Genomic DNA, 19,644 nt, shown 5'->3' with positions numbered 1-19,644 from the left:
CTAGGCTCGGCGGGGTGACCACCGAGCAGGGGCCCGTGCCGCTGGCCGAGCGGCTGCGGGCCCAGGGCCTGCGGCTGACGCCCCAGCGCCAGCAGGTCCTGGCCGCCGTCGCCGAGCTCGACCACGCCACCCCCGAGGCCATCGGCGCCCGGCTGCGGGAGCAGGCCGGGCCCGGCGGCGCGGCGCCCGACACCTCCACCGTCTACCGGACCCTGGAGCTGCTCGAGCGGCTCGGCCTGGTCTGGCACACCCACCTGGGCAAGGGGGCGCCGGTCTACCACGCCTCCGAGCACCCCCACCTGCACGTGGTCTGCGCCTCCTGCGGGGACATCGCCTCGGCCGACCCGGCGCTGCTCGACCAGGCCGCGGAACGTCTGGCCGCCGATCTCGGTTTCACCGTGGACGTGGGGCACGTCGCGCTGTCGGGGACGTGCCGCCGCTGCCGAGAGTCCGGGACGGAGCAGTCATGACCACCACCTCACCGCTGGCCACGCGGCCGGGCGCTGTCGTCGCCGAGGGCTCGACCGTCGCCGCGCACCACGGCGACCCGCTGCGCGAGCAGCGGCTGCTCGCCGAGGGCGCCGGCCTGGTCGACCGCGGCGACCGCGACGTCCTCACCGTCCCCGGCGCCGACCGGCTGACCTGGCTGCACAGCCTGACCAGCCAGCACCTCGAGCGGCTGGCCGACGGCACCGGCACCGAGGCGCTGGTCCTCTCGCCGCACGGCCACGTCGAGCACCACCTCGTCCTCGCCGAGCTCGGCGGCACCACCTGGGCCGACGTCGAGCCGGGCACGGGTGCCGCGCTGCAGACCTTCCTCGACCGGATGCGGTTCATGCTCCGGGTCGAGCCGGCCCTGGTCACCGACGCGTGGGCGCTGCTCTCCGTGGTCGGCCCCCGCACACCGGAGGTGCTGGCCGCAGCCGGGCTGCCCGCGCCGGACGCGCCGTACGCCGTCGCGGCCCTGCCGGACGGGGGCTGGGTCCGCCGCATGCCGCCCCTCGGCGACGGCGGCGCCACGGCGTTCGACCTGCTCGTGCCCCGGGCCGACCTGGCCGCTCACGCCGACGCGCTGACCGCCGCGGGCGCCGGTGCCGCCGGGGCCGACGCCTACGAGGCCCTGCGGGTCGAGGCCCGCCGGCCGCGGCTGGGCGCCGACACCGACCACCGGACCATCCCCAACGAGCTGGAGTGGCTGTCCACCGCCGTCCACCTCGAGAAGGGCTGCTACCGCGGGCAGGAGACCGTCGCCCGCGTGCACAACCTCGGCCGCCCGCCGCGGCGGCTGGTCCTGCTGCACCTCGACGGCGTCAGCGAGGACCTGCCGGCCCCCGGGACGCCGGTCGTGTCCGGCACCCGCGAGGTCGGGCGCACCGGCACCGTCGTCCGCCACCACGAGCTCGGCGTCGTCGCACTGGCCCTGGTCAAGCGGTCGGTGACCCCCGACGCCGAGCTGACCGTGGGGGGCTCGCAGGCCGCGCTGGACCCCGACGACGCCCCCGACGCGCTCGACGACACCCGGGTCGCGGCCCGCGACCGGGTCCGGGCCGTCCGGTCTGCCACCATCGGGCGGTGACCTCCGTGAGCCCCGAGCCGCCCCCCGCCGGTGGGCCGGCCGTCGACGCGCTGCTGGCCCCCGGCTTCCTGGAGGGCGTGGACTCGCGCCCCATGTCCGAGGTGCGGGTGCTGCGCCGCCGGGCCGAGCAGGAGGAGGTCAACCTCTCCTACACGCGGCGGCTGCTGCAGGGCCGGCTCGACATCGTCCGCCGCGAGCTGCAGCGCCGCGCCGAGCACGACGGCCGCTCGCTGCTGGACCTGCTGCCGGAGATCCTCTCCGAGAAGGGCCGCGGCCCCGCGCACGGCCTGGGTCGCCACCAGACGGTGCAGCCGGCCTCGCCCGGCGACTACGAGTCCTGGGTGAACGGCCTGACGCCCGACGTCGACCTGTCGGCGGTCCCCGAGCTGCCCGACGCCGACCTCGAGCGGGCCGCCCGCTCGCTGGCCGCGGCCGAGGGCTCGCTGTCCGAGCGGCGCCGCGGCGTCCAGCAGGTCATGGACACCCTCGCCGGCGAGCTGGCCCGCCGGTACCGCAACGGCGAGGCCGACGTCGCCGCCCTGCTCGCCGACGAGGGACGCCACTGAGGATGGACCACTCTCCTCCCCACGCCTCGCAGGCTCGGCGCGGGACCCTGGGGAGTGGCCGTTCCAGTACGTCACCCTGGCCGGACGCTCCCGTCCTCGCCGAGGTCTGGCGTTCGGGGTTCCTCGAGTCGGTGCACCGCGGGGCGCTCGTCGTCGTCGGTCCCGACGGGGAGGTGCGCTGGTCGGCCGGTGACGTCGGGCGGCCGGTGCTGCCGCGTTCGGCGAACAAGCCCGTGCAGGCCACCACCTACCTGGCCGCCGGCTGGCGACCCCGCCGCGGCGAGGAGCTGGCCGTCGCCGCCGGCTCGCACGCCGGCGAGGACGGCCACCGCGACCTCGCCGCGGCCGTGCTGGCCGCCGCCGGGCTGGGCCCCGAGGCTCTCGGCTGCCCACCGGCGCTGCCCGGCCACGAGCCCACCCGCGCCGCCTGGCTGGTCGCCGGCCGCGAGCCGGAGCGGCTGGCCATGAACTGCTCCGGCAAGCACGCCGCCATGCTGGCCGCGTGCGTGGCGGCCGGCTGGCCCCCGCGGGGCTACCTCTCGCGGGACCACCCGCTGCAGCAGGCGATCGAGGCCCGGCTGGCCGCGGCGGCCGGTGAGCCGGTCGCCGCCGTCGTCGTCGACGGGTGCGGTGCGCCGCAGCACGGGCTGTCGCTGACCGGGCTCGCCCGCGGCGCCGGCTCGCTGGTGGCCGCGCCGGCGGGGAGCCCGGAGCGGGCGGTGGCCGACGCGATGCGGGCGCACCCCTGGTACGTGGCCGGCACCGGCCGGGAGGACACCGACCTCATGACCGCCGTCCCCGGCCTGCTGGTCAAGGGCGGTGCCGACGGCGTGCACGTCGCCGCCCTGCCCGGCCGCGGCGCGGTCGCCCTCAAGCTCGACGACGGCGGCGACCGCGGGCGGGCCCCCGTGCTCGCGGCCGGCCTGCGCCTGCTCGGGGTGGACGCCGGGGCGCTGGCGCGCTGGACGGTCACCCCGGTGACCGGAGGGGACGGCGTGGTCGGGGAGGTCCGCCCGGCCGCGGTCCTCCTCGGCTGAGCAGCGACACGCGGGTGTGAGGGGACTCACGGGCAGCTGCCGGCCACTGCGCTTGCAACAGCTAGCACTGCTGGTTAACGTCGAGTCGTGCAGACCCCTGGCGAGTTCGTCACCGGCCAGGTGAGGTCGGTCCGCGACAAGGTGGACCAGCTCGCCGGCAGCGTGGCGGAGACCGTCGCGGCCGAGGCCCAGCAGGTCTCGTCGGTGCGCTCGCAGGTGGGGGAGTACATCCGGGAGCAGCGCAGCGCCGCCCGGGTGTCCCTGCGCGAGCTGGCCCGCACCGCCGGGGTGAGCAACCCCTACCTGTCCCAGGTGGAGCGGGGCCTGCGCAAGCCGTCGGCGGAGATCCTCGCCGCCATCGCCAAGGGCCTGCAGATCTCGGCCGAGACGCTCTACGAGCAAGCGGGGATCCTCGACCGGCGGGCCGGCAACCCCGACACCGTCGCGGCGATCCGGTCCGACGACCAGCTCTCCGAGCGGCACAAGGCCGTGCTGCTGGAGCTCTACGAGACCTACGTCCGCGAGCACGCCGCGACCGCGCCCGACGGCGCGGTACCGCGGCCCCCCGCGACCACCCACGACCGGACCCCCGGGACCCCTCCGGCCCCGAACCCCTCCAAGGAGTCAGCATGAGCACCAACGACACCCTCAAGCAGGTCGCCGAGCGCGGCCGCACCCCGCTGCTGGCCGCCGTCGGCGCCGGTGACCTCGCCGTCGAGCAGGCCCGCACCGCGCTCGCCACGCTCCGCTCGCGCGCCGAGGCCCTCCCCGGCGAGGCCCAGGTCCAGGTCGACCTGGCCGCCAAGGAGGCCCGCACCCGCGCCGAGCTGGCCGCCGGCCGCGCCCGTCAGCTGGCCGTCGCCGTCCGCCCCGACACGGTCGCCAACACGGTCGCCGAGCTGCTCGAGACGGCCCGCACCCAGGCCCTCAGCACCGTCGAGGCGCTGGCCGACCGCGGCGCCGACGTCCTCCAGGAGCTGCGCCGCCAGCCGGCCTTCCGCCGGTTCGCCGGTCAGGCCGAGCAGGTCGTCGACCGCGTCGAGGGCGCCGTCGAGGAGGTCATCGAGGAGACCGCCGAGGCCGTGACCGAGGCCTCCGACGAGGTCACCTCGCTGGTCCAGAAGGCCGCCTCGAAGACCGCCAAGGCCGCCGCCAAGGCCGAGGCCGTCGTCGACGAGGCCGCCGACTCCGCCAAGGCCGCGATCGAGGAGACGGCCGAGACCGTCGAGGAGGCCACCGCCAAGGCCGCCCGCAAGCCGGCCAAGCGCACCACCTCGGCCGCGAAGGCCGGCGCCAAGGGCACCTCGGCGCGCGTGAGCCGCGCCCGCGCCGCCAAGAGCACCGACTGAGGAAGGACCCCCTCGCCCCCACGCCTCGCTCCGCTCGGCGCGGGCCCCTGCGAGGGGGCCGTTCCCTCACCTCACCCGCTCGGGGCCGTACGTGCCCCGGAGGGGCCACAGGACCAGGGCCCCGGAGCTGCGCCTGCGCTCCGGGGCCCTGTGCCGTCCTGGGGGATCCCCCGTCGGAGGGGTCGCCGGGACACACCCGGCGGGTACCCTCTGGGCATGTCGTTCGACGGAGTCCTGCTCCTCGGCCTGTACGGGCTCGCGCTGGCGCTGGCCCTCTGGGCCTTCGTCGACGCCGTCGTCCGCCCGGCCGCCGGCTACGTCGCCGCCGGCAAGCTGACCAAGCCGGCCTGGGCGGCGATCACGGCCCTGGCCGCGGTCGTCATCTACTTCCAGACGCCGATGAGCTTCCTCGGCCTGCCCGCGGTCATCGCGGCGGTCGTCTACCTCGTCGACGTGCGCCCCGCCGTGCGCGGGGTCCAGCGGGGCAACACCAGCTGGTGACCCGTGGCCGGCGGCGCCCGGCCACGGAGGGGCCCCGCTAGCGGTCGTCGCGGGGCATGACGACCCACAGCACCAGGTAGGCGATGAACTGCGGTCCCGGCAGGACGCAGGACACGACGAAGGCCAGCCGCAGCCCGCTGGTCGACAGCCCGTAGCGGCGGGCGATGCCGGCGCAGACCCCGGCGATCATCTTGTGGTGGGTGTCGCGGGCCAGCCGGCGCGGCGCGGGGTAGGTCATGTCCCGACCCTAGGCGCGGCCGCGGACCCGGGCATCGGGGAAGACCCTGGTCACCGGCTGAACACACCCGGAGGCGGCTCGGGTGAGGGGGTGGCCTCCGCGTCGTGCACCGGCTGCGCCGTCCCCGCGAACCGGTCCAGGTCGTCCCCGGCCACCACCCGCGCCGGCATCGGGTCACCGGCGCAGCGCCGGGTCAGCCCCTCGACGGGCAGGGGCGCCTCGGAGGCGACCGCCACCAGGTTGCCGAAGCGGCGACCGCGCAGCGTGCCCGGCTCGGCCAGCACGCAGACGTGCCGGAACACCGCGCGCAGCGTGGCCACCTGGCTGCGCGCGAACCGCAGCGGCGGGCCGTCGGCCACGTTGGCGGCGAGCACGCCGTCCGGCCGCAGCACCCGCCGCGCCTCGGCGGCGTACTCGACCGTGGTCAGGTGCGCCGGCGTCCGGGCGCCGGCGAAGACGTCGCTGACGACGACGTCGGCGCTGCGCGGGGGCAGCGCCGCCAGCCCGGCGCGGGCGTCGGCGGCCCGCACCCGCACCCGCGCGCCGCGGGGCAGCGGCAGGTGCGCGCGGACCAGGTCGGTGAGCCGCTCGTCGAGCTCCACCACCCGCTGCCGCGAGCCCGGCCGGGTCACCGCCAGGTAGCGGGCCAGCGTCAGCGCACCCCCGCCGAGGTGGACGGCGTCCACCGGCTCACCCCCCGGTGCGGCCAGGTCCAGCACGTGGCCCATCCGCCGCACGTACTCGAACTCCAGGTGCGCGGGGTCGTCGAGGTCGACGTGCGACTGCGGCGTGCCGTCGACCACCAGCACCCAGGAGCCGTCGCGGTCGGCGTCGCCCAGGAGCTCGGCGGTGCCGCCGTCGACCGCGGTGGGACCGGGCGGGACGACGGAGGAGCGGTCGGAGCGCCTCACGCGGGCGCCACCGCCGACCAGCGGACGGTCAGCTCCCCGTGCCTCCAGCGCCGGGTGGAGCCGACCAGCGGCCAGCCCTCGTCGGCCAGCGCCTGCACCGCCGCCGCCCACCGCTGGCGGGGGCCGAAGGTGGACAGGCCCGCCGCGGCGGCCCACGCCGCGTCGAGGGCGCGGAGGAAGCCGTGCACCGGCCGGCCCGGGACGTTGTGGTGGATCAGCGCCTTGGGCAGCCGCTCGGCGAGGTCCGAGGGGCGGTCGAGGTCGGCGACGCGCGCGGCGAGGGTGAGCGTGAGCGGCCCGTCGGCGTCCAGCGCCACCCACGTCGCCCGCCGTCCCCACTCGTCGCAGGTGCCCTCCACCAGCAGCCCGCCGGGACCCAGCGCGGCGCACATGGTCTCCCACGCCTGCGCCGCCGAGGCCTCGTCGTACTGGCGCAGCACGTTGAAGGCCCGGACCAGCACCGGCTGCAGCCCGGCCAGCTCGAAGCCGCCGACGCGGAAGTCGACGCGCGGCGGGTCGCGGTCGTCGGCGACGGCGGCCACCCGGGCGGGGTCGATCTCCAGGCCGACCACCTCGAGGCCGGGCACCTCCGGGCTCAGCCGCTCGGCCAGCTCCAGCGTGGTCACCGCCGAGGAGCCGTAGCCGAGGTCGACCACCAGCGGCCGGGCGGCGTCCCGGATCCGCGGCACCTGGGTGGCCTGGATCCAGCGGTCCACGCGGCGCAGCCGGTTCGCGTTCGTCGTCCCCCGCGTCGGCAGGCCCAGGGCCCGCGCCCGTCCCGCGGCCAGCCGGGGGCTCGCCCGCCGGGGAGCGAGGCTCGCCCGGCGCTTGTGCTCGCTGCCCCCCTCGCTCACCGGCGCCGAGGGTAGTCCGCCCCCGGAGCCGGTCGGCGAGCCGCGGCTACCGTGGGGCGGTGCTCGTCCGCTCAGACGCCCGTCTCGCCGACCTCACCACCCTGGGGGTCGGTGGCCCCGTCGACCGGCTGGTCGAGGTCGCCGACGCCGACGAGCTGGTCGCCGCCGTGCGGGAGGCCGACGAGGCCGGCCGGCCGCTGCTCGTGCTCGGCGGCGGCTCCAACCTGGTGGCGCCCGACGACGGGTGGGACGGCGACGTCGTCGCGGTCCGCAGCCGGGGTGTCGCGCGGCACGGCGACACGCTCCGGGTGGAGGCCGGCGAGGACTGGGACGACCTGGTCGCGCGGACCGTCGAGGAGGAGCTGGCCGGGATGGAGGCCCTCTCGGGCATCCCCGGCTCGACCGGCGCGACACCGGTGCAGAACGTCGGCGCCTACGGCCAGGAGGTCGCCCAGACGATCACCGCGGTGCGCGTCTACGACCGCGCCGAGAAGACCGAGCGGACGCTGACCCCGGACGAGTGCGCCTTCGGCTACCGCGACAGCCGGCTCAAGCGCGAGCCCGGCCGCTTCGTCGTCCTCACCGTGGACTTCACGCTCGACCCCGGGCCGCTGTCCCGGCCGGTCGGCTACGCCGAGCTCGCCAAGCGGCTGGGCGTGGACCTGGGCGGGCGGGCGCCGCTGGCCGACGTCCGCACCGCCGTGCTCGACCTGCGTCGCGGCAAGGGGATGGTGGTCGACCCGGCCGACCCCGACACCCGCAGCGCCGGGTCGTTCTTCACCAACCCCGTGGTGCCGGCCGGGCAGGCGGTGCCCGGCTGCCCGAGCTGGCCGGCCGGGGACGGGCAGGTCAAGCTCAGCGCCGCCTGGCTGGTGCAGTCGGCCGGCTTCGGCCGCGGCACCCGCGACGGGCGGGTCGGGACGTCGTCGCGGCACAGCCTGGCGCTGACCACCGAGCCCGGGGCGACCGCGGCCGAGCTGATGGCCTTCGCCGAGCGCGTCATCGCCGCCGTCCGCGAGCGCTTCGGCGTCACGCTGGTCCCGGAGCCGACCCGGCTGTAGCCGCCTGGGCCGGGCTCAGGGGCGGGTGAGGTCCAGGAACATCACGTGCAGGCCGACGTAGCCGTGCTCGGGGTGGTCGAAGGCCCCCGGCACGGTGCCCACCACCTCGAACCCGAGCGACCGCCACAGCGCGACGGCGGGGGTGTTGGTCTCGACGACGGCGTTGAACTGGATGCCGCGGTAGCCGGCGCCCCTCGCCCAGGCGACGACGTGCTCGCCCAGCGCCCGGCCCACCCCGCGCCCCTGCGCGGCCGGGTCGACGAGGAAGCTCGCCGTCGCGACGTGCGACCCGCGTCCCGGCCGGTTGGGTCCCATCTTCGCACTGCCGACCACCCCGTCCCCGTCGACGGCGACGACCGTCCGGCCGGGCGGCCGCTCCATCCACAGCGGCCGGGCGTCCTCCAGCGACAGCCCCGCCGGGTAGGCGTACGTGCGGCCGGCGTCGACCACCGCCCGGAAGAACGGGTGGACCGCCGGCCAGTCCTCGTCGGTCGCCTCGCGGATGTGCACCGGCTCAGCCCTCCCGGTGCACCTTGTGCTGGGCGGCCTGGGCGCGCGGGCGGACCACCAGCAGGTCGACGTTGACGTGGTGCGGGCGGGTGAGCGCCCAGGCGATGCAGTCGGCGACGTCCTCGGCCACCAGCGGCTCGCGCACCCCGCGGTAGACGGCCTCGGCCCGCTCCCGGTCACGGACCCGGTTGAGGGTGAACTCCTCGGTCCGCACCATCCCCGGCGCGATCTCGACGACCCGCACCGGCTGGTCGAACAGCTCCAGCCGCAGCGTCCCGGCGAGCGTGTGCACGCCGTGCTTGGCCGCCGTGTACGACGCGCCGCCCTCGTAGCTGACCAGGCCCGCCGTCGAGCCCACGAAGAGCAGGTCGCCGGCGCCCGAGGCGATGAGCGCGGGCAGCAGCGCCTTGGTCAGCCGGACGGTGCCCAGCACGTTGACCTCGTACGTGCGCGCCCAGGAGTCCAGGTCGGCCTCGGCCACCGGGTTGGCGTCGAAGGCGCCGCCGGCGTTGTTGACCAGCACGTCGACCCCGTCGAGGGCGCCGGCGAACGCGGCCACCGAGTCCGGGTCGGTGATGTCGAGCGGCAGCGCCCTGGCGCCGATCTCCGTGGCCAGCTCCGTCAGCCGGTCCATGCGCCGCGCGCCCAGGACGACGTCGAAGCCCTCCGCCGCCAGGCGCCGCGCGGTCGCCGCGCCGATGCCACTGGAGGCGCCGGTGACGACGGCGGTGCGGCCGGTACCGGGGAGTGGTCGGGCAGGGGGCGGGGCGGCGTCGGCAGGACCGGGCATGTGGCCATCCTGGCGCTGTTGCAGACTGGGGAGTCGACAGGGGTGCCGCCCGGCGCCCGGGGACGCGCCCGAGGCGGGAGGTCGGAGTGCCCGCTCGCCGCCTCCTGCACCCCCGCACGCCCCGGCGGGTCGCCACGGTCTCGGTGCACACCAGCCCGCTCGACCAGCCCGGGGCCGGCGACGCCGGGGGCATGAACGTCTACATCGTCGAGGTCTCCCGCCGGCTGGCCGCCCGGGGCATCGCCGTCGACGTCTTCACCCGGGCCACCTCCAGCGACCTGCCGCCGGTGGTCGAGATGAGCCCGGGCGTCACCGTGCGGCACGTCAGCGCCGGCCCCTTCGAGGGCCTGGGCAAGGAGGAGCTGCCGGCCCAGCTGTGCGCCTTCACCGCCGGTGTCCTGCGCGAGGAGGCCCAGCACGAGCCCGGGCACTACGACGTCGTCCACTCGCACTACTGGCTGTCCGGGCAGGTCGGCTGGCTGGCACGGGACCGGTGGAGCGTCCCGCTCATCCACACCGCGCACACCCTTGCCAAGGTGAAGAACGCCGCGCTGGCCGCCGGCGACCGGCCCGAGCCGCGCGCCCGCGTCATCGGCGAGGAGCAGGTGGTCGCCGAGGCCGACCGGCTGGTCGCCAACACCGAGGAGGAGGCCCGCCAGCTCGTCGAGCACTACGGGGCCGACCCGCGGCGCACCCTCGTCGTCCCCCCGGGCGTGGACCTCGACCGCTTCCGTCCCGGCGACCGCGCCGCCGCCCGTCGCGTGCTGGGCGTGCCCGCCGACGCCGTGGTCCTGACCTTCGTCGGCCGCATCCAGCCGCTCAAGGCGCCCGACCTGCTGCTCGAGGCGGCCGCCCGCATGCTCGCCGACGACCCCGGCCTGCGCGACCGGCTGCAGGTCCACGTGGTCGGCGCGCCGAGCGGGTCGGGCCTGGAGGCACCGCGCCGGCTGGAGGAGCTGGCCGCGCGCCTCGGCCTCGCCGACCGCGTGCGCTTCCTGCCCCCGCAGGCCCCCGACCGGCTGGCCCTGCACTACCGGGCCGCCGACGTGGCCGTCGTCCCGAGCCACAACGAGTCCTTCGGCCTGGTCGCGCTCGAGGCGCAGGCCTGCGGCACGCCGGTGGTCGCCGCCGCGGTGGGCGGGCTGCTGACCGCCGTGCGCGACGGGGTCTCCGGAGTGCTGGTCGACGGCCGCGACCCGGCCGCCTACGCCGCGGCCATCCGCTCGGTGCTGGCCCGCCGGCCCCTGCTGGCCGCCGGTGCCCGCCGGCACGCGAGCGACTTCTCCTGGGAGCGCACCGCCGACGCCCTGGTCGCGGCCTACGCGTCGGCGGTCACCGAGATGGCCGCCGCGGCGGCTGCCGCGGCCCGCCGTCAGTGGGTCCCGGGCACGCTGTGGCCGGTGCCCGGGACGCAGGTGGCCTGGTGAGCCCGGACGGCGCGGAGCGGCCCGCCCGGGCCGACGTCGTCGCCTCGCTGGACGCGGTCATCGACCGCACGCTGCGCGACAGCGAGCTGGTGCACGAGCACCCGGCGCCCGGCCGGTGGCTGGTCGACCTGCCCGGCACCAAGAAGCTCAAGACGGTGTGCGGGCTGATCGTCGGCGAGCACGCGCTGCGGATGGAGGCCTTCGTCTGCCGCCAGCCCGACGAGAACCGCGAGCAGCTGTGGACCTACCTGCTGCAGCACAACGCCCGCATGTACGGCGTCGCCTACTCCGTCGACCGGGTCGGCGACGTGTACCTGACCGGCCGCCTCCCGCACGCCGCGGTGACGCCCGAGGAGCTCGACCGGCTGCTGGGCGCCGTCCTCAGCTACGCCGACGACCACTTCAACACGATGCTCGAGATCGGCTTCGGCACCTCGATCCGCCGGGAGTGGGAGTGGCGGGTCAAGCGCGGGGAGTCGCTGCGCAACCTCGAGGCCTTCGCCGCCTTCGCCCAGGCCGGCTCCCGCCGGGACGACGGCGACGGCGGCGGCGCACCGGCCGGGGGAGGGGACGGCCCGGACGGCGGGGCGTGACCGCGACCGAGCGGGACCACGCGGCCGTCGGTGCCGACGAGCGCCCCGGCCACGCCCGGCGGTGGTGGGTGCTGGCCACCATGACCGTCTGCCTGCTCGTGGTGATCATGGGCAACACGACGCTCAACGTGGCCATCCCCACGCTGCAGCGCGAGCTCGGCGCCACCCAGGGCGAGCTGCAGTGGGCCGTGGACGCCTACATCGTCGTCTTCGCGGGGCTGCTGTTCTCCTGGGGCGTCATCGGCGACCGGATCGGCCGCCGGAAGGTGCTGCTCATCGGGCTGAGCGTCTTCGCCGCGGGGTCGGTGCTCGCCGCGTTCTCCGGCAGCCCGCTGGAGCTCATCGCCTGGCGGGCGGTCATGGGTGTGGGCGGCGCGGCCGTGCAGCCGACGACGCTCGCCGTCATCACCAACGTCTTCCCGGCGGCCGAGCGGGGTCGCGCCATCGGCATCTGGGCGGCCACCGCGGGGCTCGCGGTCGCCGGCGGACCGCTGGCCAGCGGCCTGGTGCTCACCCACTCCTGGTGGGGCGGCATCTTCCTGATCGGCGTCCCGGTGGCCGTCGTCGGCGTCGTGGGCACGCTGGCGTTCGTGCCGGAGTCGCGCGACCCCGACCCCGGCCGCCTCGACGTCCCCGGCGTGCTGCTGTCCATCGCCGCCCTGGCCGGCCTGGTCTACGGGATCATCCACGGCGGCTCGGGGGTGGGCTGGGCGACGCCGGGCGTGCTGGTGCCGCTGCTGGGCGGGGCGGTGCTCATGGCGCTGTTCGTCTGGCTGCAGCGCCGCTCGGCGCACCCGGCGCTCGACGTCTCGCTGTTCCGCCTCCCGGCGTTCTCGGCGGCGGCCGCGGCGCTGGGGCTGAACTTCTTCGCCCTGATGGGCGCGACCTTCTACCTCGTCTACTACCTGCAGGGCGCCCGGGGCTACGACCCGCTGCAGTCCGGTGCCGCGCTCATCCCGGTGGCGCTGGGGATGGCGCTCATGGCGCCGCGCAGCTCGCGGCTGGCCGAGCGGTACGGCGCCAAGGCCGTCTGCGCCGGTGGGTTCGTGCTGATCACGCTGTCCTTCCTGGGGTTCCAGCTGCTCGACCAGGACGCCCCGCTGTGGCTGCTGCTCACCACGCTGAGCGTGCAGGGCGTGGGCATGGGCGCGGTCATGGCACCGGCCACCGAGTCGATCATGTCGGTGGTGCCGCGGGAGAAGGCCGGAGCGGGCGCCGCGGTGAACAACACCGTCCGCCAGGTCGGCGGCGCCCTCGGCGTGGCCATCCTCGGCTCGCTGCTCGCCACCGCCTACGCCTCGGCGGTCGGCCGGGCCGTCGACGTGCTGCCGGCGCCGCTGCGCGCCGAGGCGAGCACCTCCATCGCGGCCACGCTGGAGAGCGCGCGGGTCACCGCGGCGCAGGCCCGCGCGGCCGGTGACGAGGAGACGGCCGCGGCGGCCGAGGCGCTGGTCGAGCCGGCGCGCGAGGCGTTCGTCTCCGCCATGCACGTCACCGCCGTCGGGACGGCCGCCGCCTCGGCGGTCGCCGCGGTCGTCGTGCTGGTCTGGCTGCCGGGACGACGCCGGCCGGACCGCCCGGCGCCGTCGTGAACGGTGGGGCGGGGGACCGGGCCGGGCCCTAGCGTGGGGCCCGTGCAGGACCGTCCCGCCGCGCAGGAGCGCCTGGGCCGCGCGCTGATCGGCGTGGTGGCCGCCTCCGGCCTGGTCTACCCGCTGCTGCTGTGCGCGGTGCAGCTGGTGTTCGTCCAGCTGTTCGTCGTCGACGTCGCGGCGACCGCGCTGTGGCTGGTCGTCGCCGTCACCTGCTGCGTGGCGCTGGTGGCCGCGGTGCGCTGGGGCGCGGCGCGCCGGGTGCGCAGCCCGTGGCTGCTGGCCGGCCTCGCGCCGCCGGTGCTCTACGAGGCGTGGGTGCTCTGGCCGCTGGTGACCGCCTGATCGAAGGACCTCCCTGCCCCCGCCACTCGCAGGCTCGCGGCGGGCCCCTGCAGGGAGGCCGCGCTCCTCCCCACACCTCGCACGCTCGGCGCGGGACTCTGGGGGCGGCCGTTCCAGCACCTCACCCGGCTCCGGGCGGGTCCCTGCAGGAGGGCCGTCCAGTGCCTCGACAGAGCCGGTCGGGCAGGATGGGCCCGTGACGATGTCTGCGGTGACCTCTCCGGGGACCCTGGTCCTGCTCCGCCACGGCGAGAGCGAGTGGAACAAGGCCAACCTGTTCACCGGGTGGGTCGACGTCGAGCTGTCGGACAAGGGCCGGACCGAGGCCGCCCGCGGCGGGCAGCTGCTCGCCGAGCACGACCTGCTGCCCGACGTCCTGCACACGTCGCTGCTCAAGCGGGCCATCAGCACCGCCGAGCTCGCCCTGGCCGCCGCCGACCGGCAGTGGATCCCGGTGCGCCGGTCGTGGCGGCTCAACGAGCGGCACTACGGCGCGCTGCAGGGCAAGGACAAGGCCGCCACGCTCGCCGAGTACGGCGAGGAGCAGTTCATGGTCTGGCGCCGCTCGTACAGCACCCCGCCCCCGCCGATCGAGGCCGGCAGCGAGTACTCCCAGGACGCCGACCCGCGCTACGGCTTCCTGCCGCCGGAGGTGCGCCCGGCCACCGAGTGCCTCGCCGACGTCGTCGTCCGGATGCTGCCGTACTGGTACGACGCGATCGTGCCGGACCTGCGCAGCGGCGCGACCGTGCTGGTGGCCGCCCACGGCAACAGCCTGCGCGCGCTGGTGAAGCACCTCGACGGCATGGGCGAGGACGAGGTCGTGGGGCTCAACATCCCCACCGGTGTCCCGCTGCGCTACGACCTCGACGCCGACCTCAGGCCGGTCAAGCCCGGCGGCGAGTACCTCGACCCCGACGCCGCCGCGGCCGCCATCGAGGCCGTCCGGAACCAGGGCAAGAAGTAGGCGTCCGGGCGCCGTGCCGGCCGACGGCGCGCGCCGGCCGGCACCCTCGTCAGCCCGCGGTCTCCTGCATCTGCCGCTCGCCGGTGACCAGGTAGACCACGCGGCGGGCGACGCTGACGGCGTGGTCGGCGAAGCGCTCGTAGTAGCGGCCGAGCAGCGTGATGTCGATCGCCGACTCCATGCCGTGCGGCCAGTCGGGGCTGAGCAGCTCGGTGAACAGCTGGCGGTGCAGCGCGTCCATGAGGTCGTCGTCGCTCTCCAGCTCGGTCGCGGCCTGCACGTCGAGCTTCGCGATCACCGCGCCGGTCTTGGTGACCAGGCTCTGCGCGACGTGGCCGGCCTCGAGGAAGATCGGCCGCACCTCGGCGGGCACGGCGGACTCGGGGAAGCGCATCCGGGCCAGCTTGGCCACGTGGGCGGCGAGGTCGCCCATGCGCTCGAGGTCGGCGACGATGCGCATCGCGGTGGTGATCGTGCGCAGGTCGGTGGCCACCGGCTGCTGCCGGGCCAGCAGGGTGAAGCAGCGTTCCTCGAGGCTCTCGCGCACCGCGTCGACGTGCTCGTCCCCGGCGATGACCAGGTCGGCGAGGGCGACGTCGGCGTCGAGCAGGGCGGTCGTCGCCTTGCTCATCGCCGAGCCCACCGAGTTGGCCATCTCCACGAGGCACGTGTTGATGTCCTCGAGCTCTTCGCGGTAGTGCTCCCGCACGGGGTCCTCCTCGTGGCCGGCCGCAGCGTGGCGGGCAGCGCACTCCGGTCGCCGTCTGCATCCGGTGCGCCGACGTCTGGAACTCGAGGGTAGGAGGTGGGCGGGCGGTACAGATCCCCCGCTGGTGAACGAGCGGGCACGGCCACGTGAACAGTCCCCGCCGGTGCCCCCGTGACCACTCGCGCGGGGGATGACCGGACCGCGGCGCGGCCTAGCATCGCCCCTGTGAGCCCGCTGGTCGCCCTCGTGACCGGCCTCGTCGTCGGCGCCGTCGTCGCGGCCGCCGTCCTGCTCCTGCGCCGCGGGACCGCCGTGCCCGAGCGCAGCGTCGGCGAGCCCGACGCCGGGGTGGCCCGGGAGGCCCAGCTGGCCCGCCGCCTGCTCGACCTGATGGACCCCGCGGTGCTCGTCCTCGACGCCGACGAGGCCGTCGTGCTGGCCAACCCCGCCGCACGCGGCTTCGGCATCGTCCGCGACCGCCGCCTCCTGGTCCCCGAGCTGCTGCGCCTGGCGCGTGAGGCGCGCACCTCCGGCAGCCGCCGCGCCGACGTGCAGCTGCCCGGGGACCTGGTCGGCACCGGACCGCACACGGTCGGGGTGCACGCGGTGCGGCTGGGCAGCGGGCCGGCGCCCACCCCGGGTCCGGTCGCCCTGGTGCTGCAGGACGTCACCGAGGCCCGCCGGGTGGAGGCCGTGCGCCGCGACTTCGTGGCCAACGTCGGCCACGAGCTCAAGACGCCGGTCGGTGCGCTGGGACTGCTGGCCGAGGCGATGCAGGGCGCCGCCGACGACCCGGAGACCGTGCAGCGCTTCGCCGCCCGCATGGCGCACGAGGCCGACCGGCTGGCCCGCCTCGTCCGCGAGCTGATCGACCTGTCCCGGCTGCAGGGCGCCGAGCCGCTGCCCGAGCTCGTCCCGGTCGACGTCGACACCGTCCTGGCCGAGGCGGTCGACCGCACCGGCCTCGCCGCGGCCGCCAAGGGCATCACCATCGCCGTGGGCGGCCGGCCGGGGCTGGTCGTGCGCGGGGTGGAGGCGCAGCTGGCGACGGCGGTGACGAACCTGCTGGCCAACGCGGTGGCCTACAGCCCGGCGAACACCCGCATCGCCGTCGGCGCGCGGGCCCGCTCGGGCTTCGCCGAGATCGCCGTGACCGACAGCGGCATCGGCATCCCGCGCCAGGACCGCGGGCGGGTCTTCGAGCGCTTCTACCGCGTGGACCAGTCGCGGGCCAGCAGCACCGGTGGCACCGGGCTGGGCCTGGCCATCGTGAAGCACGTGGCCAGCAACCACGGCGGGTCGGTCACCGTCTGGAGCGAGGAGGGCCTCGGCTCGACCTTCACCCTGCGCATCCCGCTGGCGGCCGAGACGCCCCACCCCGACACCGACCCACCCGAACCCCCCGGTGCGGCACCCGATGCCGTCGCCGGGCAGCTCCAGGAAGGACGCCCATGACCCGAGTGCTCGTGGTGGAGGACGAGGAGTCCTTCTCCGACGCGCTGTCCTACATGCTCGGCCGTGAGGGCTTCGAGGCGGTCGTGGCCCCCACCGGGCCCGACGCGCTGGCCGAGTTCGACCGCGCTGGCGCCGACGTCGTGCTGCTCGACCTGATGCTGCCCGGGCTGCCGGGCACGGAGGTCTGCCGGGCGCTGCGCTCCCGCAGCAACGTCCCGATCATCATGCTGACGGCCAAGGACTCCGAGGTCGACAAGGTCGTGGGCCTGGAGCTCGGCGCCGACGACTACGTCACCAAGCCGTACTCGGCGCGGGAGCTGGTCGCCCGCATCCGCGCCGTCCTGCGCCGGCGGGGGGACGTCGAGGCCCCGGCCGACGGCACGCTGGAGGCCGGCCCGGTGCGCATGGACGTCGAGCGGCACGTCGTCGCCGTGGACGGCGAGCCGGTCGCGCTGCCGCTCAAGGAGTTCGACCTGCTCGAGCTGCTCCTGCGCAACGCTGGGCGGGTGCTGACCCGCGGCCAGCTCATCGACCGGGTCTGGGGCTCGGACTACGTCGGCGACACCAAGACCCTCGACGTCCACGTCAAGCGGCTGCGCGCCAAGATCGAGCCCGATCCGGCCAACCCCAAGCACCTGGTCACCGTGCGGGGGCTGGGCTACAAGTTCGAGACCTGAGGGAGGACCCTCCTGCCCCCCGCCACTCGCAGGCTCGCGGCGGGACCCTGCAGGAGGGCCACCCGGCCCCCGGAGGCAGCCGGCCGGGGGAGTCAGTTGCCCCGGCCGGTCTCCTCCTGCAGCTCGTCGATCTTGCGGGACGCGTCGGCCTTGGTGATGTCCTCCGGCACGTCCTCGCCGGCCTGGCGCGCCAGGGTGTTCAGGTAGCTCTTCTGCGCCCCGGTGGCGGGCTCGTCGCCGGTCACCCAGTCCGACGGGTCCTTCTCGGCGGTGGGGTCGCCGGGCTGGCCGGTGTTGACGTTCTCTTCGCTCATGTGTTCGAGTCTAGGCGGAGGCCAGCTCGGCCGCAGGTCGGGCGGCGGCGCGGACGGCCCGGGCCTCCTCCCAGCGCCGGCCGGTCCGGTACACGTGCACGCTCCCGCAGGAGGGGCACTCCACCGACAGGGCGACGTGCGTCGGGTGGTTGGTGACCGATCGGATGCGCCGGTCTGCGACCAGCTCGTCGGTCCGGGTCACGGGGCAGGTGATCAGCAGCACGTCGACGAGCGTGCTCCGGTGCGGCCCGGCGGACGAGTGGCCGGACTGACACTGTTCGCGTCTTTCCTGCCACACTGTCGGCGTGCACGAGGACCGTCCCGTCGTCGTCAGCGCCGTCGTCGCCGACGGCATCGTCGGCAGCTTCGGCATCGGTGTCGCCGCCGAGGTGTTCGGCTACGACCGCCGCGCCATGGGCCTGCCGCGCTTCGACTTCGCGCTGGTCACCGAGCGGCCCGGGGTCGTGCGCACCGACACCGGCATCCCCATCACCGTGGAGCACGACTTCGCGCGACTGGCGGCGTCCGACATCGTGCTGATCACCGCGTGGGAGGTGTTCGACGCGGAGCCGACGGCGGCGCTGATCGCGGCGGTCCGCGCCGCGCACGCCCGCGGGGCCACGATCGTCACCCACTGCACCGGGGCCTTCGTCGCCGCGGCGGCCGGGCTGCTCGACGGCTGCCGGGCCACCACCCACTGGCGCTGGGCCGGGGAGCTCGCGGCCCGCTTCCCGGCGGTGCGGGTCGACCCCGCCGTCCTCTACGTCGACTGCGGCCAGGTGGTCACCGGCGCGGGGACGGCGGCCGGGGTGGACGCGATGCTGCACCTGGTGCGCCGCGAGTGGGGCGCCGCCGCGGCCAACGCGCTGGCCCGCGAGATGGTCGTCCCGCCGCACCGCGACGGTGGGCAGGCCCAGTTCATCGACGCCCCGGTCGCCGAGTGCGAGGACGACCGCCTCGGCGTCGTGCTCGACTGGGCCCGCGCCCACCTGGCCGACGACCTCAGCGTCGACGTGCTCGCCCGGCGTGCCCTGATGAGCCCGCGCAGCTTCGCCCGCCGGTTCAAGGCCACCACCGGCACGACGCCCCACGCCTGGCTGCTCGGCCAGCGGCTGGCCGCCGCCGAGACGTTGCTCGAGGACAGCGACGCCTCCGTCGAGGAGGTCGCCCGGCTGGTCGGCTTCGGCACCGCCGCCGGCTTCCGCGAGCAGTTCGTCCGCCGTCGCGGCGTCTCGCCGCGGGCCTACCGGCAGACCTTCCGCACCGGCGCGGTCGTGCGGGCGGTGCCCGACGCCGCCGAGGACGGCTCGGCGGCGTGAGGGGTCACAGCGGGACCGGCCGGGCCACGCCGACCAGGGAGTCCAGCCGCCCGGCGTTGGCCGGGGCCAGCGGGTTGCGCACCACCCGGGTCAGCGCCAGCCCCGCGCGGGCCAGCAGCACCCCGTGGGTGCGCGGGGTGAAGTGCCAGATGTGCTCGGCCGGCTTGAGCGTCCACCAGCGGGTGCCCAGCAGGCGCGCGGGCAGCGACGAGACGTAGGGCGTGGAGAACAGCACGACGCCGTCGTCGGCCACCAGCGACCGGACGGTGCGCCAGAGGTCGAGCGGGTCGGGCACGTGCTCCACGGTGTCCCACGCGCAGACGACGTCGAAGCCCGGCCGCAGCGGGGCGTCGGCGAGCTGGCCGCAGAAGACGTCGAGGCCGAGCGTCTCCCGGGCGTGCCGCGCGCCGGTGCGCGACAGCTCCACCCCGCTGGTCTCCCAGCCGGCCCGCCGGGCCGCGTCCAGGAACAGGCCGTAGCCGGCGCCGACCTCCAGCAGCCGGCCGTCCGGGCTCCGGCCGCGCACCCGGTCGAGCAGCGCGAGCCGGCCCGCCGTCCAGGTGCGCTGCAGCAGCATCGCGGGGTCGAACCTGCCGTCGGCGGCCGCGGGGCCGGTGCCGTCCCCGCCGTCGACACCGCCGCCGTACACGCCGCCCTCGAAGTAGCCGACGTCGTCGTAGAGCCGCTGGAGGGCCTCGGGGCGCAGCCGCGGGCTGACGAAGACCAGGCCGCACCGCGGGCACCGCACGACGCCGAAGGGGGCGAGGTCGTGCACGAGCCGGCCGCGCACGCCGCACAGGCAGCAGTCGACCTCCTCGGTGTCCTCGGTCGTCCAGGTCACCGGGGCAGCCAC

At 76.3% G+C, this 19,644-nt stretch carries 25 protein-coding genes; 16 read left to right on the top strand and 9 right to left on the bottom strand.

Annotated elements, in window-relative coordinates; genetic code table 11:
- The first annotated feature begins 14 nt into the window (after positions 1–14).
- The 7 genes from JOD57_RS09765 (at position 15) to JOD57_RS09735 (ending at position 5,029) form a co-directional block, all read left to right on the top strand.
- A complete protein-coding gene (locus JOD57_RS09765; protein WP_204691849.1) occupies positions 15–470 on the top strand; it encodes a Fur family transcriptional regulator in 456 nt (151 codons plus the stop codon).
- Positions 467–1,576, top strand: coding sequence for a CAF17-like 4Fe-4S cluster assembly/insertion protein YgfZ (gene ygfZ, locus JOD57_RS09760; protein ID WP_204691848.1), 1,110 nt, complete (start codon positions 467–469; stop codon positions 1,574–1,576). The genes JOD57_RS09765 and ygfZ overlap by 4 nt, the downstream gene beginning before the upstream one ends.
- Complete coding sequence (locus JOD57_RS09755; protein WP_307824584.1) at positions 1,573–2,142, top strand: RsiG family protein; 570 nt, start codon at positions 1,573–1,575, stop codon at positions 2,140–2,142. The genes ygfZ and JOD57_RS09755 overlap by 4 nt, the downstream gene beginning before the upstream one ends.
- A gap of 2 nt (positions 2,143–2,144) precedes the next feature.
- Positions 2,145–3,179 (top strand): asparaginase, encoded by a 1,035-nt coding sequence (locus tag JOD57_RS09750; RefSeq protein WP_204691847.1) that lies wholly within the window; start codon positions 2,145–2,147, stop codon positions 3,177–3,179.
- A gap of 87 nt (positions 3,180–3,266) precedes the next feature.
- On the top strand, positions 3,267–3,812 hold the full coding sequence (locus JOD57_RS09745) for a helix-turn-helix domain-containing protein (protein ID WP_204691846.1): 546 nt from the start codon (positions 3,267–3,269) through the stop codon (positions 3,810–3,812).
- Complete coding sequence (locus tag JOD57_RS09740) at positions 3,809–4,528, top strand: hypothetical protein (RefSeq protein ID WP_204691845.1); 720 nt, start codon at positions 3,809–3,811, stop codon at positions 4,526–4,528. Before JOD57_RS09745 ends, JOD57_RS09740 begins: the two co-directional genes overlap by 4 nt.
- Before the next feature lie 216 nt (positions 4,529–4,744).
- A complete protein-coding gene (locus JOD57_RS09735) occupies positions 4,745–5,029 on the top strand; it encodes a DUF2516 family protein (protein ID WP_204691844.1) in 285 nt (94 codons plus the stop codon).
- A 37-nt stretch (positions 5,030–5,066) separates the two neighbouring features.
- Here the strand turns inward: JOD57_RS09735 and JOD57_RS09730 are convergent, their stop codons facing one another.
- The 3 genes from JOD57_RS09730 to JOD57_RS09720 are packed head-to-tail and all read right to left on the bottom strand — an operon-like array spanning position 5,067 to position 7,032.
- On the bottom strand, positions 5,067–5,267 hold the full coding sequence (locus JOD57_RS09730; protein WP_204691843.1) for a PspC domain-containing protein: 201 nt from the start codon (positions 5,265–5,267) through the stop codon (positions 5,067–5,069).
- A gap of 50 nt (positions 5,268–5,317) precedes the next feature.
- Complete coding sequence (locus tag JOD57_RS09725; RefSeq protein WP_204691842.1) at positions 5,318–6,178, bottom strand: spermidine synthase; 861 nt, start codon at positions 6,176–6,178, stop codon at positions 5,318–5,320.
- On the bottom strand, positions 6,175–7,032 hold the full coding sequence (locus tag JOD57_RS09720) for a class I SAM-dependent methyltransferase (RefSeq protein ID WP_204691841.1): 858 nt from the start codon (positions 7,030–7,032) through the stop codon (positions 6,175–6,177). Before JOD57_RS09720 ends, JOD57_RS09725 begins: the two co-directional genes overlap by 4 nt.
- Before the next feature lie 59 nt (positions 7,033–7,091).
- Here JOD57_RS09720 and JOD57_RS09715 point away from each other — a divergent pair, with 59 nt between their 5' ends.
- The gene (locus JOD57_RS09715; protein ID WP_204691840.1) at positions 7,092–8,093 is read left to right on the top strand and encodes a UDP-N-acetylmuramate dehydrogenase; all 1,002 of its coding nucleotides are present in this window, start codon (positions 7,092–7,094) and stop codon (positions 8,091–8,093) included.
- Positions 8,094–8,108: 15 nt separating this feature from the next.
- Here the strand turns inward: JOD57_RS09715 and JOD57_RS09710 are convergent, their stop codons facing one another.
- Both JOD57_RS09710 and JOD57_RS09705 read right to left on the bottom strand, forming a co-directional pair.
- Entirely contained in the window at positions 8,109–8,603 is a 495-nt protein-coding gene (locus tag JOD57_RS09710; RefSeq protein ID WP_204691839.1) for a GNAT family N-acetyltransferase, read from the bottom strand.
- A gap of 4 nt (positions 8,604–8,607) precedes the next feature.
- Positions 8,608–9,393: an SDR family oxidoreductase gene (locus JOD57_RS09705; RefSeq protein WP_204691838.1), complete on the bottom strand. Its 786-nt coding sequence runs from the start codon at positions 9,391–9,393 to the stop codon at positions 8,608–8,610.
- An 86-nt stretch (positions 9,394–9,479) separates the two neighbouring features.
- On the opposite strand from JOD57_RS09705, the gene mshA reads away from it, so the two are divergent.
- The 5 genes from mshA (at position 9,480) to JOD57_RS09680 (ending at position 14,317) form a co-directional block, all read left to right on the top strand.
- Positions 9,480–10,820, top strand: a complete 1,341-nt coding sequence (mshA, locus tag JOD57_RS09700) for a D-inositol-3-phosphate glycosyltransferase (protein ID WP_204691837.1) — start codon at positions 9,480–9,482, stop codon at positions 10,818–10,820.
- Positions 10,817–11,413: a type III secretion system chaperone family protein gene (locus JOD57_RS09695; protein ID WP_307824583.1), complete on the top strand. Its 597-nt coding sequence runs from the start codon at positions 10,817–10,819 to the stop codon at positions 11,411–11,413. The genes mshA and JOD57_RS09695 overlap by 4 nt, the downstream gene beginning before the upstream one ends.
- A complete protein-coding gene (locus JOD57_RS09690; protein WP_204691836.1) occupies positions 11,410–13,005 on the top strand; it encodes an MFS transporter in 1,596 nt (531 codons plus the stop codon). The genes JOD57_RS09695 and JOD57_RS09690 overlap by 4 nt, the downstream gene beginning before the upstream one ends.
- A gap of 42 nt (positions 13,006–13,047) precedes the next feature.
- Positions 13,048–13,350, top strand: a complete 303-nt coding sequence (locus JOD57_RS09685; RefSeq protein WP_204691835.1) for a hypothetical protein — start codon at positions 13,048–13,050, stop codon at positions 13,348–13,350.
- Between the two features lie 202 nt (positions 13,351–13,552).
- Positions 13,553–14,317 carry a phosphoglyceromutase gene (locus JOD57_RS09680; protein ID WP_204694763.1) on the top strand — a complete coding sequence of 255 codons (765 nt, stop codon included), beginning with the start codon at positions 13,553–13,555 and terminating at the stop codon, positions 14,315–14,317.
- A 49-nt stretch (positions 14,318–14,366) separates the two neighbouring features.
- On the opposite strand, the gene phoU is transcribed toward JOD57_RS09680, so the two are convergent.
- Complete coding sequence (phoU, locus tag JOD57_RS09675) at positions 14,367–15,026, bottom strand: phosphate signaling complex protein PhoU (RefSeq protein WP_204691834.1); 660 nt, start codon at positions 15,024–15,026, stop codon at positions 14,367–14,369.
- Positions 15,027–15,251: 225 nt separating this feature from the next.
- On the opposite strand from phoU, the gene JOD57_RS09670 reads away from it, so the two are divergent.
- Entirely contained in the window at positions 15,252–16,481 is a 1,230-nt protein-coding gene (locus tag JOD57_RS09670; protein WP_204691833.1) for a sensor histidine kinase, read from the top strand.
- Positions 16,478–17,158 carry a winged helix-turn-helix domain-containing protein gene (locus JOD57_RS09665; RefSeq protein ID WP_204691832.1) on the top strand — a complete coding sequence of 227 codons (681 nt, stop codon included), beginning with the start codon at positions 16,478–16,480 and terminating at the stop codon, positions 17,156–17,158. Before JOD57_RS09670 ends, JOD57_RS09665 begins: the two co-directional genes overlap by 4 nt.
- Positions 17,159–17,250: 92 nt before the next feature.
- Here JOD57_RS09665 and JOD57_RS09660 read toward each other — a convergent pair whose 3' ends face one another.
- Together JOD57_RS09660 and JOD57_RS09655 are read right to left on the bottom strand one after the other, a co-directional pair.
- Positions 17,251–17,472, bottom strand: coding sequence for a DUF3072 domain-containing protein (locus tag JOD57_RS09660; RefSeq protein ID WP_204691831.1), 222 nt, complete (start codon positions 17,470–17,472; stop codon positions 17,251–17,253).
- 10 nt (positions 17,473–17,482) lie between these two features.
- Complete coding sequence (locus JOD57_RS09655; protein WP_204691830.1) at positions 17,483–17,695, bottom strand: hypothetical protein; 213 nt, start codon at positions 17,693–17,695, stop codon at positions 17,483–17,485.
- An 82-nt stretch (positions 17,696–17,777) separates the two neighbouring features.
- Here JOD57_RS09655 and JOD57_RS09650 point away from each other — a divergent pair, with 82 nt between their 5' ends.
- Complete coding sequence (locus JOD57_RS09650; protein ID WP_204691829.1) at positions 17,778–18,791, top strand: helix-turn-helix domain-containing protein; 1,014 nt, start codon at positions 17,778–17,780, stop codon at positions 18,789–18,791.
- 4 nt (positions 18,792–18,795) lie between these two features.
- Here the strand turns inward: JOD57_RS09650 and JOD57_RS09645 are convergent, their stop codons facing one another.
- Positions 18,796–19,644 carry a class I SAM-dependent methyltransferase gene (locus JOD57_RS09645; RefSeq protein WP_204691828.1) on the bottom strand — a complete coding sequence of 283 codons (849 nt, stop codon included), beginning with the start codon at positions 19,642–19,644 and terminating at the stop codon, positions 18,796–18,798.

Source organism: Geodermatophilus bullaregiensis (assembly GCF_016907675.1).
In the GTDB taxonomy this organism is placed as follows: Bacteria; Actinomycetota; Actinomycetes; order Mycobacteriales; family Geodermatophilaceae; genus Geodermatophilus; species Geodermatophilus bullaregiensis.
Note: the sequence above shows the minus strand (reverse complement) of the source record. Positions and strands in the feature narration are given on the sequence as shown.